The sequence below is a fragment of the Thermobaculum terrenum ATCC BAA-798 genome, assembly GCF_000025005.1.
GTDB lineage: Bacteria > Chloroflexota > Chloroflexia > Thermobaculales > Thermobaculaceae > Thermobaculum > Thermobaculum terrenum.
The window spans coordinates 303,008-327,998 of sequence record NC_013526.1; the positions used below are offsets into that span (position 1 = coordinate 303,008).

The 24,991-nt window shown below is 63.1% G+C and carries 26 protein-coding genes; 7 read left to right on the forward strand and 19 right to left on the reverse strand.

Annotation, left to right across the window (positions count from 1 at the left end):
- Nucleotides 1-183 precede the first annotated feature (183 nt).
- Both TTER_RS10955 and TTER_RS10960 read left to right on the forward strand, forming a co-directional pair.
- On the forward strand, nucleotides 184-990 hold the full coding sequence (locus TTER_RS10955; RefSeq protein ID WP_012876090.1) for a hypothetical protein: 807 nt from the start codon (nucleotides 184-186) through the stop codon (nucleotides 988-990).
- The gene (locus tag TTER_RS10960) at nucleotides 951-1,466 is read left to right on the forward strand and encodes a hypothetical protein (RefSeq protein ID WP_012876091.1); all 516 of its coding nucleotides are present in this window, start codon (nucleotides 951-953) and stop codon (nucleotides 1,464-1,466) included. The genes TTER_RS10955 and TTER_RS10960 overlap by 40 nt, the downstream gene beginning before the upstream one ends.
- Here TTER_RS10960 and TTER_RS10965 read toward each other — a convergent pair.
- The 4 genes from TTER_RS10965 to TTER_RS16100 all read right to left on the reverse strand — a co-directional run bounded on the left by TTER_RS10965 (nucleotide 1,463) and on the right by TTER_RS16100 (nucleotide 3,623).
- Nucleotides 1,463-2,308, reverse strand: a complete 846-nt coding sequence (locus TTER_RS10965; RefSeq protein ID WP_012876092.1) for an oxygenase MpaB family protein — start codon at nucleotides 2,306-2,308, stop codon at nucleotides 1,463-1,465. The genes TTER_RS10960 and TTER_RS10965 overlap by 4 nt on opposite strands.
- Before the next feature lie 65 nt (nucleotides 2,309-2,373).
- Nucleotides 2,374-2,850 (reverse strand): hypothetical protein, encoded by a 477-nt coding sequence (locus TTER_RS10970; protein WP_012876093.1) that lies wholly within the window; start codon nucleotides 2,848-2,850, stop codon nucleotides 2,374-2,376.
- Between the two features lie 22 nt (nucleotides 2,851-2,872).
- Nucleotides 2,873-3,109, reverse strand: a complete 237-nt coding sequence (locus TTER_RS10975) for a hypothetical protein (RefSeq protein ID WP_012876094.1) — start codon at nucleotides 3,107-3,109, stop codon at nucleotides 2,873-2,875.
- 100 nt (nucleotides 3,110-3,209) lie between these two features.
- Nucleotides 3,210-3,623: a DUF5654 family protein gene (locus TTER_RS16100; RefSeq protein WP_241215273.1), complete on the reverse strand. Its 414-nt coding sequence runs from the start codon at nucleotides 3,621-3,623 to the stop codon at nucleotides 3,210-3,212.
- Between TTER_RS16100 and TTER_RS10985 the strand changes: the two genes are divergently transcribed.
- Nucleotides 3,598-4,638 (forward strand): class I SAM-dependent methyltransferase, encoded by a 1,041-nt coding sequence (locus tag TTER_RS10985; RefSeq protein ID WP_012876096.1) that lies wholly within the window; start codon nucleotides 3,598-3,600, stop codon nucleotides 4,636-4,638. The genes TTER_RS16100 and TTER_RS10985 overlap by 26 nt on opposite strands.
- Here the strand turns inward: TTER_RS10985 and TTER_RS10990 are convergent, their stop codons facing one another.
- Nucleotides 4,639-5,211, reverse strand: a complete 573-nt coding sequence (locus TTER_RS10990; protein ID WP_083768976.1) for a pyridoxamine 5'-phosphate oxidase family protein — start codon at nucleotides 5,209-5,211, stop codon at nucleotides 4,639-4,641.
- Nucleotides 5,212-5,261: 50 nt separating this feature from the next.
- On the opposite strand from TTER_RS10990, the gene TTER_RS10995 reads away from it, so the two are divergent.
- Nucleotides 5,262-6,224: a helix-turn-helix transcriptional regulator gene (locus TTER_RS10995; RefSeq protein WP_012876098.1), complete on the forward strand. Its 963-nt coding sequence runs from the start codon at nucleotides 5,262-5,264 to the stop codon at nucleotides 6,222-6,224.
- On the opposite strand, the gene TTER_RS11000 is transcribed toward TTER_RS10995, so the two are convergent.
- The 12 genes from TTER_RS11000 to TTER_RS11055 all read right to left on the reverse strand — a co-directional run bounded on the left by TTER_RS11000 (nucleotide 6,221) and on the right by TTER_RS11055 (nucleotide 18,486).
- The gene (locus TTER_RS11000; RefSeq protein ID WP_012876099.1) at nucleotides 6,221-6,445 is read right to left on the reverse strand and encodes a hypothetical protein; all 225 of its coding nucleotides are present in this window, start codon (nucleotides 6,443-6,445) and stop codon (nucleotides 6,221-6,223) included. The genes TTER_RS10995 and TTER_RS11000 overlap by 4 nt on opposite strands.
- A gap of 59 nt (nucleotides 6,446-6,504) precedes the next feature.
- Nucleotides 6,505-7,866 carry a magnesium transporter gene (mgtE, locus tag TTER_RS11005; protein ID WP_012876100.1) on the reverse strand — a complete coding sequence of 454 codons (1,362 nt, stop codon included), beginning with the start codon at nucleotides 7,864-7,866 and terminating at the stop codon, nucleotides 6,505-6,507.
- Between the two features lie 248 nt (nucleotides 7,867-8,114).
- Nucleotides 8,115-9,266: a S53 family peptidase gene (locus TTER_RS11010; RefSeq protein ID WP_012876101.1), complete on the reverse strand. Its 1,152-nt coding sequence runs from the start codon at nucleotides 9,264-9,266 to the stop codon at nucleotides 8,115-8,117.
- 86 nt (nucleotides 9,267-9,352) lie between these two features.
- Nucleotides 9,353-9,967, reverse strand: a complete 615-nt coding sequence (locus TTER_RS11015) for a nitroreductase family protein (RefSeq protein ID WP_012876102.1) — start codon at nucleotides 9,965-9,967, stop codon at nucleotides 9,353-9,355.
- An 84-nt stretch (nucleotides 9,968-10,051) separates the two neighbouring features.
- The gene (locus TTER_RS11020; protein ID WP_012876103.1) at nucleotides 10,052-11,071 is read right to left on the reverse strand and encodes an ABC transporter permease; all 1,020 of its coding nucleotides are present in this window, start codon (nucleotides 11,069-11,071) and stop codon (nucleotides 10,052-10,054) included.
- A 3-nt stretch (nucleotides 11,072-11,074) separates the two neighbouring features.
- Nucleotides 11,075-12,028 (reverse strand): ABC transporter permease, encoded by a 954-nt coding sequence (locus tag TTER_RS11025; RefSeq protein WP_012876104.1) that lies wholly within the window; start codon nucleotides 12,026-12,028, stop codon nucleotides 11,075-11,077.
- A 214-nt stretch (nucleotides 12,029-12,242) separates the two neighbouring features.
- A complete protein-coding gene (locus TTER_RS11030) occupies nucleotides 12,243-13,001 on the reverse strand; it encodes a class I SAM-dependent methyltransferase (RefSeq protein ID WP_012876105.1) in 759 nt (252 codons plus the stop codon).
- Between the two features lie 66 nt (nucleotides 13,002-13,067).
- Nucleotides 13,068-14,975, reverse strand: a complete 1,908-nt coding sequence (locus tag TTER_RS11035) for an ABC transporter permease (RefSeq protein ID WP_012876106.1) — start codon at nucleotides 14,973-14,975, stop codon at nucleotides 13,068-13,070.
- Nucleotides 14,947-15,771, reverse strand: a complete 825-nt coding sequence (locus TTER_RS11040; protein WP_012876107.1) for an ABC transporter ATP-binding protein — start codon at nucleotides 15,769-15,771, stop codon at nucleotides 14,947-14,949. Before TTER_RS11040 ends, TTER_RS11035 begins: the two co-directional genes overlap by 29 nt.
- A gap of 114 nt (nucleotides 15,772-15,885) precedes the next feature.
- Nucleotides 15,886-16,992 carry a sensor histidine kinase gene (locus TTER_RS11045; protein ID WP_012876108.1) on the reverse strand — a complete coding sequence of 369 codons (1,107 nt, stop codon included), beginning with the start codon at nucleotides 16,990-16,992 and terminating at the stop codon, nucleotides 15,886-15,888.
- On the reverse strand, nucleotides 16,979-17,686 hold the full coding sequence (locus tag TTER_RS11050; RefSeq protein ID WP_012876109.1) for a response regulator transcription factor: 708 nt from the start codon (nucleotides 17,684-17,686) through the stop codon (nucleotides 16,979-16,981). The genes TTER_RS11045 and TTER_RS11050 overlap by 14 nt, the downstream gene beginning before the upstream one ends.
- Nucleotides 17,687-17,745: 59 nt before the next feature.
- The gene (locus TTER_RS11055) at nucleotides 17,746-18,486 is read right to left on the reverse strand and encodes a 2-phosphosulfolactate phosphatase (protein ID WP_012876110.1); all 741 of its coding nucleotides are present in this window, start codon (nucleotides 18,484-18,486) and stop codon (nucleotides 17,746-17,748) included.
- Nucleotides 18,487-18,568: 82 nt separating this feature from the next.
- Here TTER_RS11055 and TTER_RS11060 point away from each other — a divergent pair, with 82 nt between their 5' ends.
- The 3 genes from TTER_RS11060 (at nucleotide 18,569) to TTER_RS11070 (ending at nucleotide 21,531) form a co-directional block, all read left to right on the forward strand.
- The gene (locus tag TTER_RS11060) at nucleotides 18,569-19,864 is read left to right on the forward strand and encodes a hemolysin family protein (RefSeq protein WP_012876111.1); all 1,296 of its coding nucleotides are present in this window, start codon (nucleotides 18,569-18,571) and stop codon (nucleotides 19,862-19,864) included.
- A gap of 102 nt (nucleotides 19,865-19,966) precedes the next feature.
- Nucleotides 19,967-20,632, forward strand: coding sequence for a YIP1 family protein (locus tag TTER_RS11065; RefSeq protein WP_012876112.1), 666 nt, complete (start codon nucleotides 19,967-19,969; stop codon nucleotides 20,630-20,632).
- Nucleotides 20,633-20,712: 80 nt separating this feature from the next.
- Nucleotides 20,713-21,531, forward strand: a complete 819-nt coding sequence (locus tag TTER_RS11070; protein WP_012876113.1) for an HpcH/HpaI aldolase family protein — start codon at nucleotides 20,713-20,715, stop codon at nucleotides 21,529-21,531.
- A gap of 484 nt (nucleotides 21,532-22,015) precedes the next feature.
- Here TTER_RS11070 and TTER_RS11075 read toward each other — a convergent pair whose 3' ends face one another.
- Nucleotides 22,016-22,852, reverse strand: a complete 837-nt coding sequence (locus TTER_RS11075) for a glycosyltransferase family 4 protein (RefSeq protein ID WP_041425250.1) — start codon at nucleotides 22,850-22,852, stop codon at nucleotides 22,016-22,018.
- Between the two features lie 319 nt (nucleotides 22,853-23,171).
- Complete coding sequence (locus tag TTER_RS11080) at nucleotides 23,172-24,887, reverse strand: ABC transporter ATP-binding protein (protein ID WP_169302685.1); 1,716 nt, start codon at nucleotides 24,885-24,887, stop codon at nucleotides 23,172-23,174.
- Nucleotides 24,888-24,991: the final 104 nt, after the last annotated feature.

Below are 24,991 nucleotides of genomic sequence, written 5' to 3' on the forward strand. Positions count from 1 at the left end.
GGCGCACGCGAGATCGTGGGGTTTCCCTCGATGGTGCGTGCCGCCGTCGCCGAGACGATGGCCACTTACCAGGTATCTGGACTTGGCGCGGGCATCGTCCATCCAGGGATGTTGACACTGCGTCCTGCCGTGCGTAGAATATGAATTACTTTTGTATATTTCCTATGACATGGAGGTTGGGGAATGAGGGCGTGGGCGCTCCTGGTGATCGCGTTGCTGCTCCTGCCGCTGGGCGGGAGCCCGGCCGTGGCGGAGAGTTGCGGGGGCAGGCCGCCGGTGAATGTGGCGAGGCTGCCTGGCGTGACGCCGCAGGGCCTCCCATCCGTGGGGCTCCAGCCGGCGCAGGTGAGGCGCTCTACTTGCAACTACCTCATGCTGTCGCTCAAGGGCAGGGTGGAGTACGTGTCCGGAGCGCACGTCCTGCTGCGGGGGCCAGATGGGCACCTCCGGCTGTACGACCTGCGCAGCCGGAGGGCTTATGCCCTGGATCAAGGCCCGGTGCTATCCCCGAAGACGGACGGTCGATGGGTGGTGTACGCCAAGTACTGGTTGGCCGAGGGACAGCCCCTGCGCTATCGTTGGTACTCTGGCCTGCCAGTGCTGGCGCGAGCCTACCCCGGGGCCGAGCCCAACAGGTCGGAGATCTACGCCCTGGACCTCGCGTCGGGTCGGCGCCGGCTGGTGGCCTCCTCGCGCGTGCCCGGCTACTCCACCACCACGCTGCCCGAGCTCGATCTGTCCGAGGGCAGGTTGGTCTACAGGATAGTGCGAGGCGACCCCACAGCCCCAACGAGCGAGGTCCATCTGGTGGAGCTCGCCAGCGTCGGGATCAGGTGCTGCGCACCTATCGCTGGCCCAGGTACGTGCACGAGGTGGCGATCGACGGCAGCCTGGTGGCGTGGTCCCTCATCACGGCCCGGGATGCTGGCAGACCCTCGGCCACCGCCAGGGTGTACCTGTACGACCTGGCCGCGCGCAGGGGCAGGATAGTATCGGGCTCTGGCCGCGATTGGCATCCGGACCTGGCAGCGGGCAGGGTGGCCTGGGTCAGGGCGGGAGCCCTGGACTCCCCTGGGCGGATCGTGCTGTACGCGGTCTCCTCGGGCCGGGCCACCCAGGTGACATGCCCCCGCGGGGCGAGCGGCGACCGCTGCTTGGCAGATCGGCTGGTGATCGGGGACAGGGTGCTCGCCTGGCACGCTCCCGATGGTCGGCAGGTGCAGTACGATCTGCTGTCCGGCAGGACCGAGAGCCTGGATCAGGAGGGCCAGATGGTCACCCCCAGCACCGATGGCCTGCAGGAGTCCTGCTCGGCAGCCTACTCGGTCGGCCGCGGCCAAGGCGAGAGGGTCGTTTATCGGTCGACGGTCCTGCTCTACAGGGGCGCGGACGAGCGGTCCCTCCCCCGGATGCCCCGCACCGGCGGAGGTGGCATGGCCTGGTCTGAGGGCTGCGGGAGGCGCTAGGCCGCCTCGGCCCCAAGCCTCTCTATGGCCAGCAGGTACCTCTGCCAGTACCTGGCGCGATCCGGCAACAGTGGCAAGGTGGTCTTTATGACCCGGACGGCCGCGGCGTAGGCCAGCGACTGCCCCACGTCCCAGCCGAAGCCGTACTGCTCCCGCAGCTTCTCGGGCAGCATGCCCACCGAGATCACCTTCCACAGCCCGAACAGCGAGCGCACGGGCCGCACGAGCGGCGGCTGGGCCAGCATGCGCGCTATCTCCCGCGCGTGCTCACACACCGTGATCTCGGAGCTCTCCAGCCTCCGATCCACCTCGACGCGCACCTCCTCCCAGGTGGAGGGCAGCATCTGGGGAGGGATGCGCAGCAGCTCCCCTCCCAGCCTGCTCTCGCGCACGTAGGCGTCCTTCTCCCTCCCGGTGAGGGGGGCTATGAGCATCTCGTAGGTGCGGACGTGGCTGTCGAGCAGGGTGAGGTACACCCAGAGCAGGAGATCGGGCTCCAGCGCGCTGTAGGGCGTGTGGGGGGCGTAGGGGGGGCAGTGCCCGGGCATCTCGCCATGCACCCTCTCGTGCACCTGGTTGATGTGCTCGATGGTGGCCAGGGCCACCTCTGGCGGGTCGAAGGTCATGGAGAGCATGGCGCCTATCGTGCCCCTCAGCCGCTTGATGTAGGCCTGGCCGCTGCGGCTGAAGTACGAGTGCGCGTACACAGCCTCGGCTATCTTGGGATGGGCCACCTGCATGAGCACCGCCCTGCCCCATCCTAGGATAAGGAGCCTCTCTCGGTGGATCTTCCAAGTCACGCTGCCGGGACCAACTGCGTCCAAGGCTGGTAACTGCGACATCTCCTTCCCCCTAAGGTTTGTCCGCAGATTAGACTTGAGGCAGGAGACGTATTGTTCCCTCGGCCCTAGAAGGTGCGGCCGAGCACCTGGTTCCAGGGCTGGGGAGCCGCCACCCTGATGATCTCGTCCTCCCTGTCGCGCACGTAGAGGTAGAGGTGGGCGAAGAACTCCAGCTCGGGCAGGGGGTACTTAGGGTTGATGCACAGGTAGGGGAACGGCCAAGGGCACTCCACCCCCGGGGCGCATATCACCTCGATACGCAGGCCAACCCTTAGCCTGTACGTCACGCCGGGAAAGCGCTTGGAGGGTACGTCCAGATACCCCTGCCTCTCGAGCTGCTGCCAGAGTTCCTCACCCAAAGTGACGCGGGCGACCTCGCGGGCGCGCTCCCGCGCCAGTCGGTAGTCCTGCCGAGTGAAGTCTGGGCCGGCGCTGCGCTTCAGGGTCTGGTGCCAGCGTCGGCGCCAAGGTAGCTCAAGGTCACCCGACAGCTCCTGTTGGGGCTCTTCGAGCCCCAGAAGCCTCCTGATAAAGGCCCACATGTCCGACCCTCTGTGAGGGGTATCAGCCGCCGGCGATCGGGGCTATGATCTGGTACTCCTCCACGTTGGGGTCAAACGGTCCGTCGTATAGTTCGTGATGATCGCCCACCTTGCGGGAGATCTTGCAGCCCTGCTCGCGAGCCTCGCGGATGATCCTCTCGGCCTCAGCGATCACGGCCTTCACCTCCTCGGTGTCGGTGGCGGGATCCCACTCAAGTACCTGGTGTCCTCTCCGGTTGGCGATGATGAGTCTTGCCATAATGATCCTCCCTTCTGCTAACGACCGGACCTTCTAACCGAATTATAACTCTATCATCCCGCAGTGCAAGTCCCTGGGGGCTTTTAATGGGCGAATTTGCCTAGGATCGGTCTTCCCCCAACCCCATGCGCTCCGCCAGCCTGCCGAGCCTCATGATGACCACCACGGCGATGATCGTCACCACGATGGCGTAGGCGAACTTAGCGACCAAGTCGCCCGCCTGCGGCAGGACCGCCTCGAACAACGCCTGGATCGCCGCGTTCCAGGCCAGCGCCGCGACCAGCCCAAAGGCGGCAGTTGCCAGCTCGATGATCGTTCTCAGAACCTCTTTGCTCATGATGCTCCTCCTGTCTGAGTGCGTGCAGGTGCTGCCCCTGCCGAAGGTAGCCTCAATTATAGCACCGGTGCCATCAGCAGCCTCGGCCCACCGGTGGCGACGTCGAGCGCCGCTATGGTGTACAATCTCGGAAAGCTTTGGGGGAGGACCGTTGAGGCTGGGTGTGCTGGCGGACAACTTGTTGGAGTGGCTAGCGCTGCACCTGGGCCTGGTGCCCGTACCGTTCCTGCAGACCCTGCATGCCGTGGGGCTCGGCAGGGTGCTCATGGGCGCCACCAGGCTGGGGATCTTCGAGGCCCTGGCGAAGGGGCCCCTGCCCGCGGCCGAGGTCGCCCGGGCCTGTGGGCTGACGGAGGACGGCGCGCGCAGGGTGCTGGAGGTGCTCGCGAGCTCTGGTTACCTGCGCCGGCGCGGCGAGCTCTACGCCCTGACGCGCCTCTCCCGGAGGTGGCTCCTGAGGGACAGCCCCGTGTCGCTCCACGACAGCATGCTGTTCAGGTACCTGGAGTGGGAGTACATAGAGCGTGCTGAGGATTACGTGCGCACGGGCGAGCCCGTGCGGATGCACGAGGAGATGACGCCCGAGGGCTGGGAGCTCTACCAGAGGGGCATGCGCTCGCTGGCCAGGCTGTCAGCCCCTGAGGTGGCTCGCAAGGTGCCCGTGCCCAAGCATCCCCGCCGCATGCTCGACGTGGGTGGGGCCCATGGGCTGCTGTCGGTCGCGCTCTGCAGGCGCTATCCGGGGTTGCGCGCCGAGGTGCTCGATTTGCCGGAGGCGGTGGAGGCCTCGAGGCCCCTGCTGGCGCAGGAGGGCATGGGGGACAGGGTGGTGCACCTGGTAGGCGATGCCCGCCACCAGGACCTCGGGGAGGGGTTGTACGACCTGGTGCTGGTAGCCAACCTCATCCACCACTTCGATGAGCCCACCAATCGGGACCTCTGCCTCCGGATCGCCCGTGCCCTACGGCCTGGAGGTTATCTAGTGGTGGTGGACACCTTCGGCACCGGCGCCAGGAGGGGGCAGCTTGAGGCGCTGGCGGACCTCTACTTTGCGTCCACCAGCCTCTCGGGTGCTTGGCCCCTGGAGAGCGTCACCACCTGGCAAAGGGATGCCGGGCTGGCTCCCCAGAGGTACAGAAGGCTCGTCACCATGCCCGGTTTCGGCATACAGGCTGCCAGCAAGCCCCGCTAGCTACTCAAAGGTCCACCTGGTGGCGTCGGTGGGGAACTGCGTCCAGGCGAACACCACCTTGGGCGTGATCCTGTACAGGCCTCCCTCGGCCCATTGCTCGGGCTCGGGTTGGTACCCCTCGTACTTGCTCCCCATGGCCGCGGCCAGCTTCTGGGCCAAGTCGCTGTCGGGGATCACCTCCTCGGCGACCCCCTCCAGGATCACTACGTCGTCCCCGCTCTCCAGGTGCACCGCCACGTGCGGGTTCCGCGCTATGTCCCTCCCGCGCCGGGTGCGGGGGCTGCCTTCCAGGTACAGTACGCCCTCCAGGTAGGCGCCCCAGATGGGCGTGCAGTGGGGCGCGCCGTCCCTAGTGGCCGTGCATATCCAGTAGTTCTTGGCGCCCGCGAGCTTGCTGGTCACGTGCTCCCAGGGGAGCATGCCCTCCTCCGAGCCGGGTACTCCGTAGCCGGGGATGTAGGGCCTGCTGGCCCTAGGGCTTAGTGTGTTGCTTGCCGTGCTGTCCAATCTACGACCTCCTCTACCGCGATCCCACAGCGATTGTACCCGGCCGAATATGACACCCAACGACATATTTTGTCCCGGTTCTGCTACAATTGCCTACCTACGGTGCGGAGGTCGGGGTGCGCGCGGACAGGTTGTTGGCCATACTATTGATCCTGCGGCGACGTGGCAAGGTGACCGCCAGGGAGCTGGCGGAGAAGCTGGAGGTCTCCGAGAGGACCATACACCGGGACATGGAGGCGCTGGGGATGGCGGGCGTGCCGATCTACGCCCAGCGTGGGGCTGGGGGAGGCTGGGCCCTCCTGCCGGGGTACGAGCTGGACGTCCCAGGCATCGGCCCCGAGGAGCTGGAGGTGCTGCTCCTGGGGCACAGCCCTAAGCTGCTATCGGACCTGGGCCTGGGCAGCAAGCTGGAGGCGGCCTACGGCAAGCTGGCGCTAGCTCTTCAGCCCCAACACAGGGAGAGTTTGGACAGGGTGCGCGAGCGCCTGTACGTCGACCCCGTGGGTTGGCGCCCGCGCGAGGAGGCCGTGGACCTGCTGCCTACCCTCTACAGGGCCGTGTGGGAGGAGCGCTCCGCGCGCCTGCGGTACCGCCGGGCGGACGGCCAGGAGGTCGAGCGGTGGATGCAGCCCCTGGGGCTCGTGGTCAAGGGAGGCTCATGGTACCTGGTGGGCGCCGTGGAGGGGGAGGTCAGGACCTATAGGGTCTCCCGCATGGCGAGCGTGGAGCTCGGCCAGCACTTCGATCGTCCCGCGGGCTTCGACCTCGCTAGGTACTGGCGCGACTCCCAGGAGAGGTTCCAGGAGAGCCTCCCTCGCTATCTTACCCTGCTGCGGATCAGGGCCGAGGCGTTGGGGTTAGCCAAGGCTCTGTGGCGCTACGCCGCGTTCGAGCGCGAGGAGGTTCACGAGGACGGTTGGGTTACCTGCTGGGTGGTGATGGAGACCCCAGATGAGGCGCAGTGCTACGTGCTGGGCCTGGGAGAGGCCTGCGAGGTAATCGAGCCGTTGGAGCTCAGGGCACGCGTCGCCCAGGCCGTGTCGGGGATGAGCCGGCTGTATGCGGGGGATCGGTGCTAGGGGCGCCAGCCTCCCACCGCTGGCGTGCTGGCGGGCATTGGGTTGCCCCCTCCGCCAGGGCCTACACCCGGGATCACGTTGATCACCCCCAGGATGTCCAGCAGCAGGAGCACGATGATGATGAGCACGATCAGCATGATGATCGACGTAACCGGATCGCCGCCCACGTACCTGCGCCGTACCACGCGGCGCTCCTCGATCTCGTCCTCAGGTGGTTCCATAGGTGCTTCTTCCCTCCAAGCTGTGCTGAGTGCTCCATAGCAGCCTCCGTGCCAAGGTCTCAACTGAGCCAGTGGATGAGCATGGAGGCCAGCCAGAGAAACACCCCGAACCCTATGACGTCCTGGAAGGCGGTCTCAAAGGGGCCGGCGGTGGTAGCCGGGTCGAACCCCAGTCTCTTGGAGATCATCGGCATCATGGTGCCCATGAAGCCCGCGGTGAGCATGGAGCAGATCATCGCCCCCCCGATCACTATCCCGAACGGCAGGTGGCGGGACCATATCGCCCCGATGGTGCCCAGCACGAGGCCGCAGCTGATCGCCATGAGCAGGGAGGCCGACAGCTCCTTGAACACCTGTCGCCCCCAGTTCCTCAGGCTGACGTGCCCCGTGTCCAACCCGCGCACGACTATCGCCGCGGCCTGGAGCCCCACGTTCCCGGAGACAGCAGATATCACGGGCATGAAGGAGGCCAGCAGTATCACCTGCTGGAGCACGTGGTCGAAGCGGGAGATCACCAGCCCCGCAAGGAGCTCGATCGTCATGGTGCCGAGCAGCCACGGCAGGCGGATCATCGCCACCTGGGCGGGGGTGCGCCTCTCCATGGCCTCGGCGTCGGTCCCGGCCATCTTCAGGTAGTCCTCGCTGAACTCCTGCTCCAGGATGTCCGCCGCATCGTCCACCGTGATGATGCCCAGGAGCCGGTCGTCGTCGTCCACCACTGGGATGGCCAGCAGGTTGTACTCGCCCAGCAGCCTCGCCGCCGTCTCCTGGTCCTCGGAGGCCCTGACCTTTATGGGCTCAAGGATCATGATCTCCCCCACCGACCTGCCCGGGGGCGATACCACCAGGTCGCGCAGATTGAGCACCCCTATCAGGCGGTCGTGGTCGTCCACCACGTAGACGTAGTAGATCGTTTCGGCCTCGGAGGCCACCTTGCGGAGGGCCACCAGCGCCTCGTCGACCGTGAGGTCGGGGGATATGGCGACGAATTCGGGGGTCATCCTTCCGCCCGCGGTGTCCGGGGGGTAAGCGAGCAGGTCGCGGATGTCGTCGGCCTCCGCCGGCTGCATCTCCACGAGGATGGCCTCGGCCTCCTGGGGGTCGAGCTCCCCCGCGATGTCGGTGGCGTTATCTGGGGCCATCTCCTCGAGGACGTCGGCGGCGCGGGCGTAGGAGAGCTTGCGGACGATGTGGGCGGCGGTGGCCGCGTCCATCTTCTCCAGCAGCTGGGCTATCTCCTCGTCGCTGATGAGCTGCAGCAGCTGCGCCAGCTCCTCCGAGGGCAGCTCCTCCAGCAGCTGCGCCACCTCCTCCGGAGGCAGCTGCGCGAGGACGACGTGGGTGTGCTCGCGATCGCGCGCAGCTATCGCGTCGTGCAGGTGGGCACGCAGTGCCTGTACATCAAAAAGCTGGGCCTCCATCTCTCACCTCCATGGGCGTTATTCTCTTGTGGCACCAAAAAGCCCCGCGCCACACGACGCGGGGCCGGTCAACGCCTGCAAGGTGAGAGACTCAGCTACAGGTTAGGGCCCGAGCGCGCCGTGTGGTAGGGCCGCTTAGTACGGGGACTACTGTCCGAATCAGACATGAAGCTTAGCACCTCCACACGTGCGTGAGATTAGTCCAACAAATACTAGCACATTCCATCCGCCCATGCCAGGGGGGGCCGTCAGGGCGTGCCCAGCGCGCTGCCCCTGCCGGTGACCAGGTCATAGCCCACGAGGCAGGGGAACCCGTTGTTGCCGCTCGTGATGTCGCGGAACTGGCTGGAGGGCTCGGAGTACACGTGGGCGGAGTCCACCACGGTGCCGCCGTCCGCGGAGATCGCTGCCCACATCGGCGTCGATGCGCTCGTGCCACCCACCGTGAACCACCCCGACTGCCCCTGGTACCGGGTGCTGTCGTACACGGAGACTCCTGAGGCTGGATCGGCATCGAGCGCGACGTCCGGCGTGGCCCTCTGGCCGCGGCAGTTCACCTGGGGGTACTCCCCGAAGCTGCGCTGCGCCGAGGTCGCGGCCTCGTACTGGCTGCAGCCGCCACCGCTGCCCGACCAGCCGGTCTCCCCCAGGAAGTTGCCGCTGCTGTCGAAGTGCAGGCTGGTGCCGCCCACGGAGATCACGTTCGGGGAGGATGATGGGTACTCGGCGGGGGCCCCGTTGTCGCCGGAGGACACGAAGAAGCTGACTCCGGGCTGCGAGAAGTGGTAGTCGTAGGCGCTCTCCCCGCTGAACTCGCTGCCTCCCCAGGAGTTGGATACGTACTGGGCGTGGGCCTTGGCGTAGTCCTCGGCTGCCAAGAGGTCCGCAAAGCGGTTGGAGTTGGCCTCCACCAGCAGGATCCTGGCGCCGGGAGCTAGGGCGTGAGCCCACTGGATGTCGAGCGAGATCTCCAAAGCCCAGCCGGCGTTCTTCCTGGGGTAGTGGGTGCCGCCGGTCTGATCCACCTTCTTGAAGCAGCCGTTGGCGGTGGTGCATGGCGGTAGACCGTACTGCGAGCTGAACACGTTCAGGTCCTGCTCTGCGGTGGGGTCGTCGTAGGCGTCGACTATCGCGATAGTCTTGCCTGCGCCCGCGGTTGGGCTGGTGGGAAAGTTGTAGACCGATTTGATGACCGATGGGGACAGTCCTGTAGGGCTGTTGGTGGCGTACCTGCCAGGTCGCTTGTTGTTCCATGCCCTGTAGGCTCTGCCGTTGGCGTGGTTGACGACCATGACGTAGGGGTGTGCCCATCCTAAGGGCTGTGCTGCCCCGGCCCTCGAGAAGGCCAAGAGGGATATCGCGGCCGCACACAGGACGCGGAGAAAACCTCGGACACGCATGCTCCATACCTCCTATAAATATCCTGCTCTCCGTGCTCCCGGAAGCTGCCTAAGGATAGGGCATGCGCGCCCAAAGGTCAACACCTCTAAGCCTTTTCGCCCCACCCGAGCCACTGCGTGAGCTCGGCGGCGGATCGGCGGGGAGGGTCCGGCGGGGTGATCGCTGCGTACCCCAGATAGATGAACCCTATGATGTGGGCGCTCGTGTCCAGGCCTAGGAAGGCCTTCACCTCGTCGGCGTAGGCGGCGTCTCCCGTGCGCCACATGGCGGCCAGCCCCAACGCGTGCGCGGCCAGCAACATGTTCTGCACGGCCGCCGCCCCGGCCTCCACTTCCTCTATCTCCAGCGCCCGAGGGTCGTCGCTGGGCTGCACCGCCACGGCTATGATCACGGGGGCCCGCAGCGGCTTGGCGCGCACCCTGTCGAGCGCGGCCTGCGGGGAGTCGGGATGCGCTCGGCTCTCGGCCGCGGCCATGGCCTCTCCGAGCCTCTCCCGGGCGCTGCCCGCGATGACGAAGAACCGCCAGGGTTGTGTGAGGTGGTGGTTGGGGGCGGTGACCGCGGCCTCCAGCACCTGCTCGATGAGCTCCCTCGGGGGCGGGTCCTGCGCGACCTTGCCCACGCTGCGCCTGCTCCTGATGAGCTCCAGCAGCCTCTGCGCCTCGGGCTTTGGCGCCCGCCTCTCCAGCTCCACGGCCATACCGACCTCCATTTATTTAGTATTGCCTAAATATTAGACTAAGTAAATTCTAATACTGTTTATAAGTTTAGGCAAGGAAAGGGCTCATCGGCGCTCGGGAGATAGCAGGCGCTGGACGCCGTTGGCGAGGGCCGTCGCTGCCAGCGAGATCGCTATCAAGATGGCTGTGGGCATGAGGATGAATATGGGCGCGGCCACGGTGGAGGGGAACTCCTGGAAGATCATGTGCCCCAGGGTGATGGATGGGGGCCTGCGCCCTATGCCGACCGCGCCCAGCAGGCCGTCTATGATGAGGATCGTCGGGAGCTGGGCGCTGGCCACCACGAGCGCGGGCCCCAGCACGAACGGCAGCACGTGACGGAGGATGAGCCTGCGGCTCGGCACGCCCAGCGCCCGAGCCGCCTCCACCCACTCGCTTCCGCTGGTGGCGATGACCTGTACCCTGACCAGGCGCGCGACGGACGCCCAACCCACGCAGGCCAGGGACAGCGCTACCACCGGTATCGCCTCCATGTATAGCCCAAGGTCCGCCAGCAGCCTCCCCATCCACTCCGACACCACGGCCGCGAACAACGCGCAGGCCAGGAAGGACGGGATCGACTCGGCGGTGTCGGCCAGCCACAGCACGAGGTTCTCCAGCTTCCCCCGCCGCCATCCTGCCAGGACTCCCAGTGCCACACCCATGGCCCAGATCAGGAGCACCGCGAGCAGGCCTATGGCCAGGCTGTACCTGGTGCCGTAGACCAGCAGGCTCAACATGTCACGCCGCTCGCTGTCGGTGCCCAGCGGGAAGCGGGGATCGTACGGGGTGGGCGGCGGGTTATCGATGCTTACCCGCTGGAGGTCCACCTCGTCCGGTGCGGCCCAGAAAGGCGGGGCGTGCACCGGCGCCAGCAGATTGAGGAAGTACACGCGGTCGCTCGTGCGGGGCGGGTCGTAGGGCGCGATCCTGGGGGCCAGCGCGCCCACCGCTCCCAGGGCCAACAGGATGACCAGGCCGATCAGGAATGACGGGTCTCTGAGGGCCTGCAGGTACCATCTCCGCCTCGAGGTCGAGGGCAGGGACTGCTGCTCGAGGGCCTCCAGGGTCGAGCTGCCAGCCAACGGCTAACCTCCAGCTCTCAGTCTGGGATCGATCAGGCTGGCCACAACCTCCCACAGCAGGTTGGAGCCCAGCACCAGCACTGTGTACAGCGTCACGCCTCCGAGGATGAGGGGAAAGTCCTGCTGCGCGAAGCCGTCCAGCAACAGCCTGCCGGTACCGTAGATCTCGTAGGCGTACTCCACCGGGAACGATCCGGCGAGCAGCAGGCCAAGCGTCGGGCCGAGCGCAGCCAGCACGGGCCCCAGGGCGTTCCTCAGCACGTGCCTGCGATAGATCAGGAGCTTGCGCAGCCCCTTGGCACGGGCGGTGCGCACGTAGTCTCGGTGGAGCTCGTCGGCCACCGAGGCCCGGGTGATCCGCGCGATGTACCCGCCAGCGCTCAGCCCCAGCACCAGGCACGGCAGGAGGTACCCCCTCCAGTCCGCCCCGGCCATCCCCACCGGGAAGATGCCTATCGTGTAGACGGACAGGGCCAGCAGCAGCGTCATCAACACCGGCGACGGGAAGCTGTAGACGAAGGCCGAGGTCCACGAGATCGCGAAGTCCACCACGCCTCCGCGTACCGCGGCGTAGATCCCCAGCGGCACCCCAAGCATCACCGCCAGGGCGAAGGAGATCAGCCCTATCTTGCCCGTGACCGGGAAGCGCTCCAGCAGGACCTGTCGCACCGGCGCCCCCTGCGAGACCGAATCGCCCCAGTCCAGGCGCCCCGTGCCCCACAGGAAAGCCGCGTATTGCCTGAGAGGAGACCCCTGCAGCTCGTAGGCGGGACCTCCCTGCGAGGGGCCCACCGAGGACACCTGCCCCCTCAGCACCTCGAGCAGCGAGCTGCCGCTAGCCAGCCTGAAGGTGATCCCCAGCGTGAAGAACGTGAGGGTCACGGTCAACCACAGCGTCAGCACGCCCCACAGCAGCCTCCTGATGATGTACCCCAGGAGGGCTCCACCTCCGGCCATCCACCACCTCCTCGGATCCCAGATTGATGGGTTAATATATCTTTGTCTCTGGCAAAAATTTCGCTGATACCATACATTGAGAGTCTATATTCTATACACTTTTCCGCGCCTGGAGTCAAGCGCTGTGGGTCGGGCTTGCCGGACGGCTCAGATATCTGGGCGACTGGGCCGCGCGCGACGTGAGCCTGCAGAGGGTGAATGCTGCCGCTGCGGTCTAGCCCACCAGCACCGCGGCCACGCGCAGGCGCCGGTAGTCCGCTACCCAGGTGCCGTCCCGGAACAGCTCGGGCCGGAGGAGGTCTTTGATCTCCGCCTTGACCTGGGCGACCTCGCCAGGAGGGAGCCCCAGCAGGAAGGGCTGGGCGAAGGTTTCCAGCCAGTGGTCCAGCCCCAGGTCACCGTCCGGCAGGGGCGTGGGGCGGTCGAAGTGGCTGGCGTAGACCACCTGGAAGCCGGCTGCCTCCAGCAATGTGGCGTACTCCCCGAGGGAGGGGTAGTACCATGGGTTGCGCTCGTGGGCGTCCACACCCCTGCGGGCCAACACCACCTCGAGAGCTCGCGAGATCGAGTGGACGTTGCCCTTGCCGCCGAACTCCGCCACGAACCTACCCCCGGGGCGCAGCGCCGATCTCACGGACTCCAGCACCTGGCGCGGCTTCCTCATCCAGTGCAGCGCGGCGTTGGAGAACACGGCATCGAAGCTGCCGTCAGAGCGGTAGTCCTGGACGTCGGCGACCTCGAACCGGATGTGTGGGTACTTGCTCCGAGCCATCGCGACCATCTCCGGGGAGATGTCTATCCCGACCACCTCGGCGCCGCGCTGGGCTATACGGTGGGCGAGGTCTCCCGTGCCACAGCCCAGGTCGAGCACTCGCTCGCCGGGGGCCGGGGCGAGCAGCTCGATCAGGTCGGCCCCCATCGCCGAGACGAATCCCAGCTTGTCATCGTACCTCTGGGGTTGCCAGCGCATCATAGCAGATTGTAGGGCCGGAGGGCGGTGATCCGCAACCCCCGGCCCCGCGGAGGGATGTGTGTGAGTCTACCTGGTGGCTCGGAGCACCTCGTGCATGTAGGCGCGCCTGGCGGCGAGGTAGTAGGCCGCCTGCACCAGGAGGAACAGGGCTATCACCGTCAGGGCGTACGGCCAGATGTTCGAACTCAGGGCGTTGGCGAGCGCCTTCATCGCCACCAAGGTATGGGCGGTGGCTACCAGGAACGGCACGAAGAACATCACCAGCAGCTGGCGCCCTATCACGGCTCCCATCTCGCGGGCCGAGACGCCCAGCTTCCGCAGGGTGGCGTACATCGACCGATCGTCCTGCAGCTCGGTGAACATCCGGAAGTAGATCGCGCTGCCCGCAGCTATGAAGAACAGCACGCACACGAACACCCCTATGAACAGCGTCAACGAGAACAGCTGCAGCACCGAGTAGTAGGCGTCGATACGGGAGGACAGCCTGATGTGCTCGCGGGAGAACAGCTCGAGCTGCAGGTCCTCCGACAGCTGCCTGTGGGCCCGCCAGTTGGCCAGCTCCAGCCCGTAGGTGGTGTACACCGAGTCGCGGGCGAGGCCGTGCCTCAGCCACTGGTACTCGGCATCATCCATCACCAGCCACCCGAGCGAGTAGCCCGTGAGGGCGCTGGGAGCCCGCGCCACGTTCCCCACCACCTTGTACGCCAGCAATCGCTTGCCCTCCTGGGCCTCCAGCTGGATCGTCTCTCCCTCGGGCATCCTCCAGAAGGGCACGTCGGCGTACTCCTCGGGATAGACGTTGAGGAGCTCGCGGTGGCCGAGCGAGACCCTCTCCTCGCTGGGCGCCAGGGCGTTGTACGCCGACTCGGGGATCACCAGCATGCCATATCTGCCGTGCACCTGCATGACCAGGCCCTGCAGCTTCATCCTGTCGGTGATCTTGCCGCCGTGGGCCGTGATGAACCGCTCCACCCGCTGCTCGAACTGGTCGCCTTCCCCTGGCACGGTCCAGCTGAAGGTCTGGGGGTAGGAGTCGGCTATCCTGTCCTTCATGTCCTGCAGGAAGGTGTACAGCGTGCACGACACGGTCAGCGCGACCATGCTCAGCATGGTCACCATGAACAGCATGCGCGCGTTGTCCTTGAGCTTGTAGCCCAGCTGCGAGACCACCAACATGTTCGTGCCCCTGAGGTAGCCGCGGCTGCCGCGCAGCCTCCTGACCAGCGAGACGCTCGCCTGGGTGAACAGGAAGTAGGTGCCCACGATCACGAGCAGCGTGACCGGCAGGAAGCGGAGCGTCACCTGGGCCTTGCTGGTGGTGTAGGACAGGTAGTAGGCCGCGCCCAGGGTGACGGCCGCCAGCGCGCTCAACCAGATGGAGGCCGCAGGCGGGGTCTTGGGCTTGCGCTGCTCCCTGATCTGCTCGACGATCGACTTCGAGCTGAAGCTGAGCATGCTGATCGCGGCGGTCACGAGGAACAGCCCCATGAACAGCCCGAACGTGAGCTCCACGGCGCGCCAGACGATCATGAACCTGAGGGGGCTGTCGATGTAGAGCATGCGCGAGAGCGCCAGCAGGAACAGCTTGGAGAACACGATCCCCAGCGATATGCCCAGCACGTTGGAGATGAGCGCTATGACGAAGGTCTCGATGAGCACCATCCGCCTGATCTGGCCCGCTGTCATGCCGAAGAGGGCCAGCAGGCCGAACTCCCGGCTGCGGGACCGCAGGAAGGCCGACAGCGAGTAGAGCGTGAAGAAGAAGGTGAACACCAGGATGATGATCTCGCACGCCACCACGCCCTGCACGACCGCTCGGGCGTAACGCATGCGGCTGGTGTCCATGTCGGGGTGGTTGGTGAGCGTGGCGTACAGGAAGAAGATCATCACGGAGAAGGTGCTGCTGAGCAGGAAGGCGGTGTAGCGCCTCCAGTTGCCGCGGATGTTACTTGTAGCTAAGTGGTGAAACCTCATCGAAGCTCCCTCCCAGTACGCTTAGAGAGTCCAGGATCTGCTGGAAGAAGGTCTGCCGGTTGCCGGGGGTGCGGATCTCGGAGAAGAGGCGCCCGTCCCGGATGAAGATCACCCTGCGGGCGAAGCTCGCGGCGAAGGGGTCGTGGGTGACCATGAGTATCGTGGCGCCCCGCTGCTCGTTCATCTCCCGGAGCGCCGACATCACGCCGTAGGCGGACTTGGAGTCTAGGTTCCCCGTCAGCTCGTCGGCGAGCAGCAGCGACGGGTCGTGGATCAGGGCGCGGGCGATGGCCGTGCGCTGGGCCTGCCCCCCGGATACCTCGTAGGGGTACTTGTCCAGGACGTCGTCTATGCCCAGCTGGTGCGCTATCTCCTGGAGCTTGGCGTGCATGATGTGGGGCTTGACCTCGTCCAGCACCAGCGGCAGCAGGATGTTCTCCCTGATGCTCAGCGTGTCCAGGAGGTTGAAGTCCTGGAACACGAAGCCCAGCTCCCGCCTGCGAAACAGCGCTAGCTGCCCTTCCCGCAGCCGGGAGAGGTCCTGGCCGTTGATCGTTATGCTGCCCGATGTGGGGCGATCTATCGTCGCCAGCAGGTTCAGGAGCGTGGTCTTGCCCGAGCCGGAAGGCCCCATGATCCCGACGAACTCCCCCCGCTCGACGTAGAGGGTGACGTCGTCCAGAGCCTTGTGCAGCCTGCCCCTGCCCGGGGTGCCGTACACCTTCGTCAGGTTCCTGGCGTGCAACACGACTCGGGACGTGTCCCTGTGCGTGCTCACGGTATGACTTGCGGTCATCTGCGAACTCCTCTCAATGGGTTTGTCATCCTTAGGATACCTGGGGCCCGCCGAGCTTGCCCGCTCCTAAGCTTACGTTCGGGGGGAGCAACCTTACGTTTTTGTAAGGGGAGGCTAGATGCGCATCTCCCGGAGGGAGATGATGCTATGGGACTCGAAGGCTATCTTGAAGGCCGTGCCCCTGCCCGGCTCCGAGGAGACCTCCAGGGTGTGTCCCAGGTTGTCCAGCACCTGCCGCACCAGGTACAGGCCCATGCCGGTGGACTCGTTCGTCCTGCGGCCGTTCTCCCCGGTGAAGAACGGCTCGAAGATGCGCGGCAGGTCCTCGGGGGGGATGCCCACGCCCTCGTCCCTCACCGTCAGCAGCGTGCGCCCGTCCTCGGAGGTGATCTCCAGGTCCACGTGCAGGCCGCTCGCCTGCTTGAGGCGGGAGTACTTGATGGCGTTGGACAGGAGCTGGCCTAGCACGAAGCGCATCCACTTGGGGTCGGTCTGGACCTCTACCCTGTCGGCGTCGCTCCTCACCCTGGGGGTGATGCCGCTGCGCACGAAGGCTCCCATGCGCTCGCGGACGCAATCGCGGGCCAGCTGCACCAGGTCGACCGTCCGAGGTCGCAGGTCGGTCTCGAACTTGTCTATCCGCGCCGCGTGCAGCAGCATCTCCAGGCCCTCCGACAGCCTGTCCTTCTCCTCCGCGAGGCTTCCCAGCCACTCAGGGTCCACCCCGGCGGGAGCCTGCTGGATGAGCAGGTCGATTACCGATACCGGAGATTTCATTTGGTGCACCCAAAGTTGAGCGTACTCAAGATGCCTCTCGAGAGCGTGTTTGTTCTCCTGCAGGCGGTTGGTGTACAGCTCATGAGACCACCAGAGCAGCGTCGTGAGCGCCTCCTCCTCGCCGGTCACGGGGCTGTGCACTCGCAGGGAGTCTTCGAGCTGTCCTCGGGTGGAGAGCAGCTCGCGGCGGAGCGGGCCGTGGCGCAGGTAGTCGTAGGCCAGGTAGACCACCAGGCACAGGACGCAGAGCAGGAAGATGTACGCCACGTCGCCTCGGTCGAGCACGCCCAGCTTGATGATGGCTATCGAGAGGGCGCTGCTGAGCAGGAAGAGCGCCCCCAGCGCCGTGCTGTCCCTTAGATACCGTGTGAGGCTCAGCCGATCGCTCAGGGGGTGCTTGGCCACCTCCGAGGTGATGTGGCGAGGGGTGCTATCGTATCTCATTGTCCTGTCTTTCCGTCTGCAGTCGGTAGCCGTAGCCTCTCACAGTCTCTATAGCCTGCTGGAGGCCGATGCCCTCCAGCTTCTGGCGCAGGCGCGCCACGTTGACCGTGAGGGTGTTGTCGTCCACGTACTGCGAGTCCTCCCAGAGCGCCTCCAGCAGGGCGCTTCGGCTGACCACCTTGCCCGCCTGCTGCAGCAGCAGCCTCAGCAGCAAGAACTCGTTGCGCGTCAGCTGCACGCTTCGCCCTGCGTGTTCCGCCACGAGACGCGAGGCGTCGAGCAACAGCCCCCCGGCCGCCTGTACCTCCGTGATGGACAGGGAGGCGTACTCGCCATAGGCCCTGCGCAGCTGGCTGTGCACCTTGGCCAGCGCCACGTCCAGGCTGAAGGGCTTGACCAGATAGTCATCGCCCCCGTTCTCTATGGCCCTGACCTGGTCCATGTCGTCCGAGCGCGCGGAGATGTAGATCACCGGCACGCTCGACACCGTGCGGATCTGCCTACACCAGTAGAAGCCATCGTAGTACGGTAGGTTGATGTCCAAGATCACCAGGTGTGGACGGATCTCGAGGAACTCTGACTTCACCTGCCTGAGGTCCTGAGCGATGTGCACCTGGTAGCCGTACCTCTCCAGGTGCCGGGCCAGCATATCGGCTATCTTGTGCTCGTCCTCTATGATGTATATCCTGTACACGCACTTGCTCCGTCGCTAGCATCTATGATAGGTCGGTATCGTCCTGGAGACAAGTGCTGCTAACCCTCGGCGGCGACGATCTCTCCGTGCCTTAGGATGGGGACTACCTCTGTGACATCGAGTTGCGCGCAGTACTCCACCTCCTCCTGCCTGCCAGTGCTCTGGAGATGCCTACCACTCCAGGATGTGAGCAGCAACTTTGTCCTGTCCTGTACGCAGGACTCCCAGGCACCAAGTGCCACCGTGGCCTCCGCGGACAGGTCCGCCGACAGCGCATCGATCACAGCTCCTGCCCCCAGTAGATCCTCCGCGGCAAACAGTAGACGAGGAGGGGACTCGGGATCGAAGTCCGTGCTGAGCTCTCCGGCGGCCACCACCGTGACTCCCTTGCCTAACGACCCTGCCAGCGCACTGGCATATCTTGCCGCCGCCGAGGCGTTGAGCAGTGCGCCCAGCACCACGTAGGGGTAGTCCCTGACGCTGGAGAGCAGCCGACCGCCGTTGGAGGAGGGGTACACCACCCTTGTACCCGCGACCGCATATCTTTGATACCATAGTGGGGAGTCGGTGGGCTTGCCAGCCTCGTAGCCCTCCTTGGAACTGCTTACCACGGGCAGTTTCAGTGCCGCCGCCAAGCCCTCGGCCTCCAGGCGCCCCAGTGCCGGGATGATCCTCACTCCCGCCCGGACAGCTGCCACAGCCGTGGAGCAGAAGCGGAGCACGTCCACCAGTACCACTATGTCCTCACGACGGACGGCCTCGAGCAGTCCCTCGGGTCCCCAATCCAATGTGCACAACATAGCCCTTCCTAGTGTAAAATAGGCCGCAAAGCGATATACTTATTAAAATAAAGCACAAAGGGGTGATGCATACCAACCGCATATGGACGTTTCATCATCGATAGCCCTTATAGCGGCTGTTATATTTGTCCTGGCCAACGCCTTCTTCGTAGCCTCCGAGTTCGCGATAGTCGCAGTCCGCAGATCCCGACTGGAACAGCTGGCCTCCGAGGGTAACACCACCGCCAAGATCGCCCTGTACATGGTTGAGCACCTCGATGCCTACATCGCCGCCTGCCAGCTCGGCATCACCATGGCCTCGCTGGCCTTGGGATGGATCGGCGAGCCGGCGTTCGCTCACCTGATAGAGCCGCCGCTCGAGGAGCTGGTGGGGCGCTTTGCGCCCCAGTTAGCCCACGGCATCTCCATCGGCGTGGCGTTCACCATCATCACTGCCATGCACATCGTCGTGGGGGAGCTCGCCCCGAAGGGGCTGGCCATCCAGAAGACCGAGGGCACCGTGTTGTGGGTAGCCCGGCCGCTGACCATCTTCTACCGCGTCTTCCGATGGCCGATCACGGCGCTCAACGCCATAGGCAACGGCATCCTGCTGCTGTTTGGGCTGCAGCCCGCCACGGAGACGGAGAGCGTGCACAGCGTGGAGGAGCTGCGCTTCCTCGTGCGCGGCATGCGCGAGGCCGGGGTGGTGGAGCCCTCCGAGGCCCGCATCGCCACGCGAGCCTTCGAGTTCGCCGACGTCACCGCGGGCAGCGTGATGACCCCGCGGACCGAGCTGGAGGCTGTGCCCGTGGACACTCCCCTCGAGCAGCTGGTGGCCAAGGCCGCGACCGCGCAGCACTCACGCCTGCTGGTGTACGATGGCGACCTGGACAACATCCTCGGAGACGTCCACGTGCACGACATCCTGCGAGCGGTGTACGCCCGCAGGCCCGTGAAGCTGCGCGACCTCATAAGGCCGGCGCTGCTGGTGCCCGAGAGCAAGCCCGCGGATGACCTGCTGGAGGAGATGAGGAAGGCCAGGCGCCCGATAGCCGTGGTGGTGGACGAGTACGGCGGTACCGCCGGTATAGTCACCATCGAGGATCTCGTCGAGGTGCTGGTGGGGCCCATAGAGGAGGAGCTCCCGCCGGGCGTGAGGGAGGCCATGCAGCCGGAGGAGCCTCAGGTGCTTGATGGGCTGATGAGGCTGCGCGAGCTGGAGGAGATGTTGGGCGTGGAGATCGAGGAAGAAGATCACGTGGAGACCCTGGGGGGGCTGATCATGGCCCGGCTCGGGCGCATCCCCCAGGAGGGGGACGAGGTCGAGATAGGGGGACACAAGCTGCGCGTCGAGAAGATGGACGGCATGAGGGTGGACTCCGTGCGCCTGCTGAACTAGGCTTTGTCATATCCGATATAGCATTTTGCTGCCATTGCGGTTAGAATAGACGCAAGTCCTCTATGCCCTGAGGAGCATGCTTTAGAAGGAGGGGAAAATCGGATGCAGTTACCTCAAGGTTACGCCGAGCCCGCTGGGGGGAGGGAGTTTGACCCGGCGGACTTCCTGCAGTCCTTCTGGCGGACCACCCTGGATGTGCTGACCCGGCCTGTCGATTTCTTCCGGGAGCTTCCCAGGCAGGCTGGATATGGCAGGCCGATCGTGTATTATGCGACGGCGCTAGTAATCTACGCAGTGCTCACCTTCATCCTGGCTTTGCTACTGCCCGCGGCCAGCGTGGACAGGCTGCTTAGCGGGGGGCAGAGCGCGCAGGAGCCTACCGTGGCCATGGAGATCCTGACGATGATACTGACGGTGGCCTTCGGCCTCATGGGGCTGTTCATAGGTGCTGGCTTCATCCACGTAGGGGTGCTGCTCTTTGGGCAGACACAGAACCCCAGCTACGAGACCACCACCCGCCTGACAGCCTATGTTTCTGGAGCAACCTACATGATCTCCTGGATCCCGTTCATCGGATGGCTGGCCAGCCTGTACGCTATTTACCTTTATATCGTGGCAGTGCGCGAGCAGTACGGGATAAGTACAGGTAGGGCGGCTGCAGCGGTGCTGGTGCCGGGTCTGTTCCTCCTGCTGGTCGTGTGCCTCTGTATAGCTGTGGTGGGTGCGGCCCTGTTCGCTGCGCTAAGTGGCGTGCGGACATCGCCGTAGATCCTGGTTGCGAGCACGTGGATTTTTTCGGGTTCTGAGTTACAATAGCCGCCGGCGGAAGTTGAAAGGAGGCTTTGTAGATGAGGAAAAACCACGTGCTGGAGAAGTTGCGAGCCGGTCAACCCTCGGTGGGGATGTGGCTCTCCCTGCCCAGCCCCGAGGCGGCCGAGTACGTGAGCCGCCTCGGGGTGGACTGGCTGGTCGTTGATGCCGAACACAGCGCAGTGGACATACGCACGCTGGCGCTGATGTTCATGGCGATCAATGGATCGCCGGCGGCTCCCATGGTGCGCATCCCGTGGAACACGGCGGAGACCTTCAAGCGAGTCCTTGACGCCGGTGCCTGGGGCGTGGTCGTGCCCATGCTCAAGAGCCGGCAAGAGGCCGAGGATGCAGTCAGCTCTCTCCGGTACCCGCCGGTCGGGGTGAGGTCGGTGGGCGGGGGGAGACACGCCATCAGCTTCGACACCACCGCCGGCGAGTACTATGAGCACGCCAACGCAGAGATCCTCCTGGCCATACAGATCGAGCACATCGACGGCGTCGAGCGCGCCGATGAGATCCTCTCCGTGCCTGGCATAGATGTCTGCTTCGTGGGTCCCAACGACCTGGCGGCCTCGATGGGGGTTGGCCTTGGGGCCGGGCTGGAGTGTGATGATCCCAGGGTAGTGGAGGCCATAGAGCACGTCCTGCAGGCCTGCCGACACTACGGAGTTGCCCCGGGCATCCATTGCTCCAACGCCGAGGCGGTCAACATGCGTATAGAGCAGGGCTTCCTGTTCTGCGGCATGGCCAGCGAGCTGCGCTACATGCTCAACGGCATCTCCGCCGACATCCGCAAGATACGTCGCGAGGTGCCTTCTCAACCCGCCTCTCATGGTCCCCAAGTGCAGTACTAGGTGTTGGAGCCTTGTAGGGGTTAGAAGTGTCTACCAAGCAGAATCTATGTCGGCACGGCAAGCGCCCCTGGACAGGTGGGGCCGCTAGCTGATCCCGTTGCTTAGAGTGGTTGCCGAATGGGGTCTTGGTAGGTAAGCTTTGGGGAATGTTTGGGGCGCGACTGCGGTCCCTCGGCTTGATGTTGGGCTGAAGATCGCTATGGATGGTAGGGATGGGAGTGGATGCCTAAATCTGCGAGGTTTGCTTCTAGTAAAATCTCTGTCAAGGTGCTGCTTAGCACCTCTGCTAGCCTATACTATGGTATCTAGCTCTTTGCTTGCGTATGGGGCAAAGGAGCTGAGGAATCTAATCGGTCTTGGAGGTAACGAATCATAACTACTTGCGTCTTTCAATTCCCTAAACAAAGCAATTAGTTTCTCTACTGTGTGGTCGATCAGGAAATAAGCTAGTGCCCTAGCCCGTGCGGATCTCCCTAGGCGTCTTCTAAGCTTCTCGTCTTCTATGAGCATACCTAGGTAATGTGCTAGTTGATCCGTATCTACTGCGACGTTGTCTGAGAAAGGAGGTGTAGCCACGCATGACGAACATCTCTTCCATGCTTTCAGCTTGAGGGGCATTCCAATAAGTGTCTACAAGAAAGCCATCTACGCCATCCCTTACGATCTCGCGATATCCAGACCAAGAAGTGCAAACTATGGGAACTGCGTGGAGCATAGCTTCCACTATGGAGAGTCCAAAGGATTCAGATATGGTGTTTGATGGGGATACGAATATATCGCAACCACTAAGCAGGAGGTTTTTCTCCACATCAGATATATTCGGGCGGATCTCAAGTAGGTCTAGGAGACCATAATTGGTAGCACTAAGCCACAAAGGCTTCACATCGGTAGAGCTTGCATATCCGGCTAGCAACAGCTTAAACATCTTGCCCTGAGCCTTCAACTTCGCACTGGCCTCGAATAGGCTATTGAAATCAGCCTTGTCCCAGCTACATAGTCGTCCCAAGAATACTATGACGGGAGTCTCATCCCACATTAATGATGCGCGTGCAATCCTTTTTGGTATGGGGTGTACGCAAGGGACACCATAATGGATTACATGTACATTGGGTGGAGGCGTGTCGATACCAATGAGGGATGAAATATTATTCCAATGGCTTAGGAATACCTTCTTTACAGCGTTGCTTGGAGCTATTATCGTATCCGTTGGCTGACGAAGAGCAGCTAAAGAGGCTATGAATGCTGGCAACTGGTTGGGATAGCCGATGCCGTGTACCAAGGTTACTATAGGAAACGTCTTACCGAAGGATGCTCTTAGCATGGCTGGCTTCCAAAGGTGAGGTTTTGCTGGTTCGAACCAGATCACGTCTTGGGTGTCCAACCAACGGCTTAGGCTAGTGAAAGCTAAAGAGGTTGTCCCTGGTATACCTGACTGCTCAATTCCTACCACTGCGAACTCGTTGACATTTGGATGGCATGCCATCCTCTCGCATAACTACTTGGTCAGAAGCAACCTACCATGGATGGGCACATGATAATTGCCTACACTCGTAAGTTGCTCAGGCAGAAGGTCCTCAAATAAGAATGTGCCGATCCTTATACCATGTTTTGGGTCTGGATGACGGGGAGGTACGTCTCCATTATCTATACCATTTGGCCTGCATTTTGAACATCTCCGCATAGTATCCACCAAGAGCTAAGAGTTGTGAGTGATCGCCCTGTTCCACAACCGTACCATTTACAAGCACTACTATGTGATCTGCCATCCTAACAGTACTTAATCTATGACTTATGATAATTGCAGTATGGCCTTCGAACAGTTTGCGAAAGCGATCGAACAATTCTCTCTCGGCTTGTGCATCCAGGGCTGCGGTCGGTTCATCGAGGATCACTAGCTGGGCATCACGTACAAAAGCCCTAGCTAGCGCGATCTTCTGCCATTCCCCTCCCGATAGGTCAGTATCACCTAACTCGCGCCCCAGGCGTGTGTATATCCATTTGGGGAGTTTTGCTGTTAGTTTATATGCATCAGCTTTCTGTAAGGCCAGCAGCAATCGATCTTGATCCTCCATCCTACTGATATCTGCGATAGCTACGTTTTCCTTGATGGTAAACTCATAGCGAACAAAGTCTTGGAATATAGCCGCTATCCTGCTTCTTAGATCATCTAGATCGTAATCCTTTAGGTCCACCCCATCCAAGAGTATTCGACCCTCCTGTGGGTCGTAAAACCGCAGGAGCAGTTTGACTATCGTGGTCTTGCCCGCGCCATTTGGTCCCACTAGCGCCAGTACCTGGTCTGGTTCCCAAGTGAATGAGATGCCTTTCAAAACAGGACTGTTGTTGCCTGGATAGGTAAACCATACGTCCTGGAACTCGATTCCCCTCTCGATGGTGTGGGGTACGCATCGATGGGTTTGCGCCTGCTGTAGATCCGCTGGCACGTCAAGGAGCTTGAACAAGCTTGGTAGAAAGATGACGGACTTTGGTATCTGGCCCAAGATCGCGCTCAATTCCAGTAGTCTGGATTGCATCAACATAGCTGCACCACCGTACAACACCAAGTCTCCTACTGGGGACAGGTTTTGAGCCAAATTCCATATAAGGTACATATATACCCCGGCAATGCCCGCGGCTGAAACGGCTGAGGCTAGGGACAGCCTTAGAGAGAGCCCCCTGCGTATTTTGTCTAGCTGTCCTAGTGTGTGCTCAAAGCTGCTGGCGTATCTGAACTGAAAGTAAGGCCAAAGCCAATATGAACGAACGTCCTTTGCCGCCTCTGGAGTTAGTTGAGTTCTCTTCCAGTAACCAAGCTTGCGGGATTCTGATGTCTGTGTATACAGATGTCTAGTGGTGCTAGTGCCATATCTCCACTGAGCTAGCATTTGGGGCAGTGCAGTTGCTAACACCAGCAAAAGTGCCAGAGGGTGGAGATGCGCCAGTGTTGCAGCCAGCCCTATCATGGTACACAGGTTGACGAAGACGCCAGTGCTCACCGTTAGTATCTCCAGGCCGCTCTGAGGAGCGTACCTACGAACACGCTCCCAGTCGTCGGCTATCTGTGGGTCCTCGAAATGCGAGAGTCCAGGCCATTTGCTGGTAGCCAGTAACAGTTTTCTGTTGACCTGACCGGTAACGCGATCTGCCAGTATGCTCCTCAGGGTATCATTCAGTGGCACTAGAACCTGACCTAAGGTAATTATCAAGACTGCTATCAGTATGAGGTATCTCAGGCTGGGTGACCAAAAATGACTACTTGAGTGGTGGCCGGATAAGTTAGTGACTATCCTGTCGATAACCAGCTTGGAGGCTACTAGCTCGGCCGTTGGTAGGATGGCTTGTAGAATGCTCGTCAACAATATACCTACTGTTAGGCTTGGGTTGGTGCGCCAAACCAGCCCAATAGCCCGGCTACACAGCCATAAGAAGTTGCGAGTACTTTTGACTAAAGAGCTCTTTG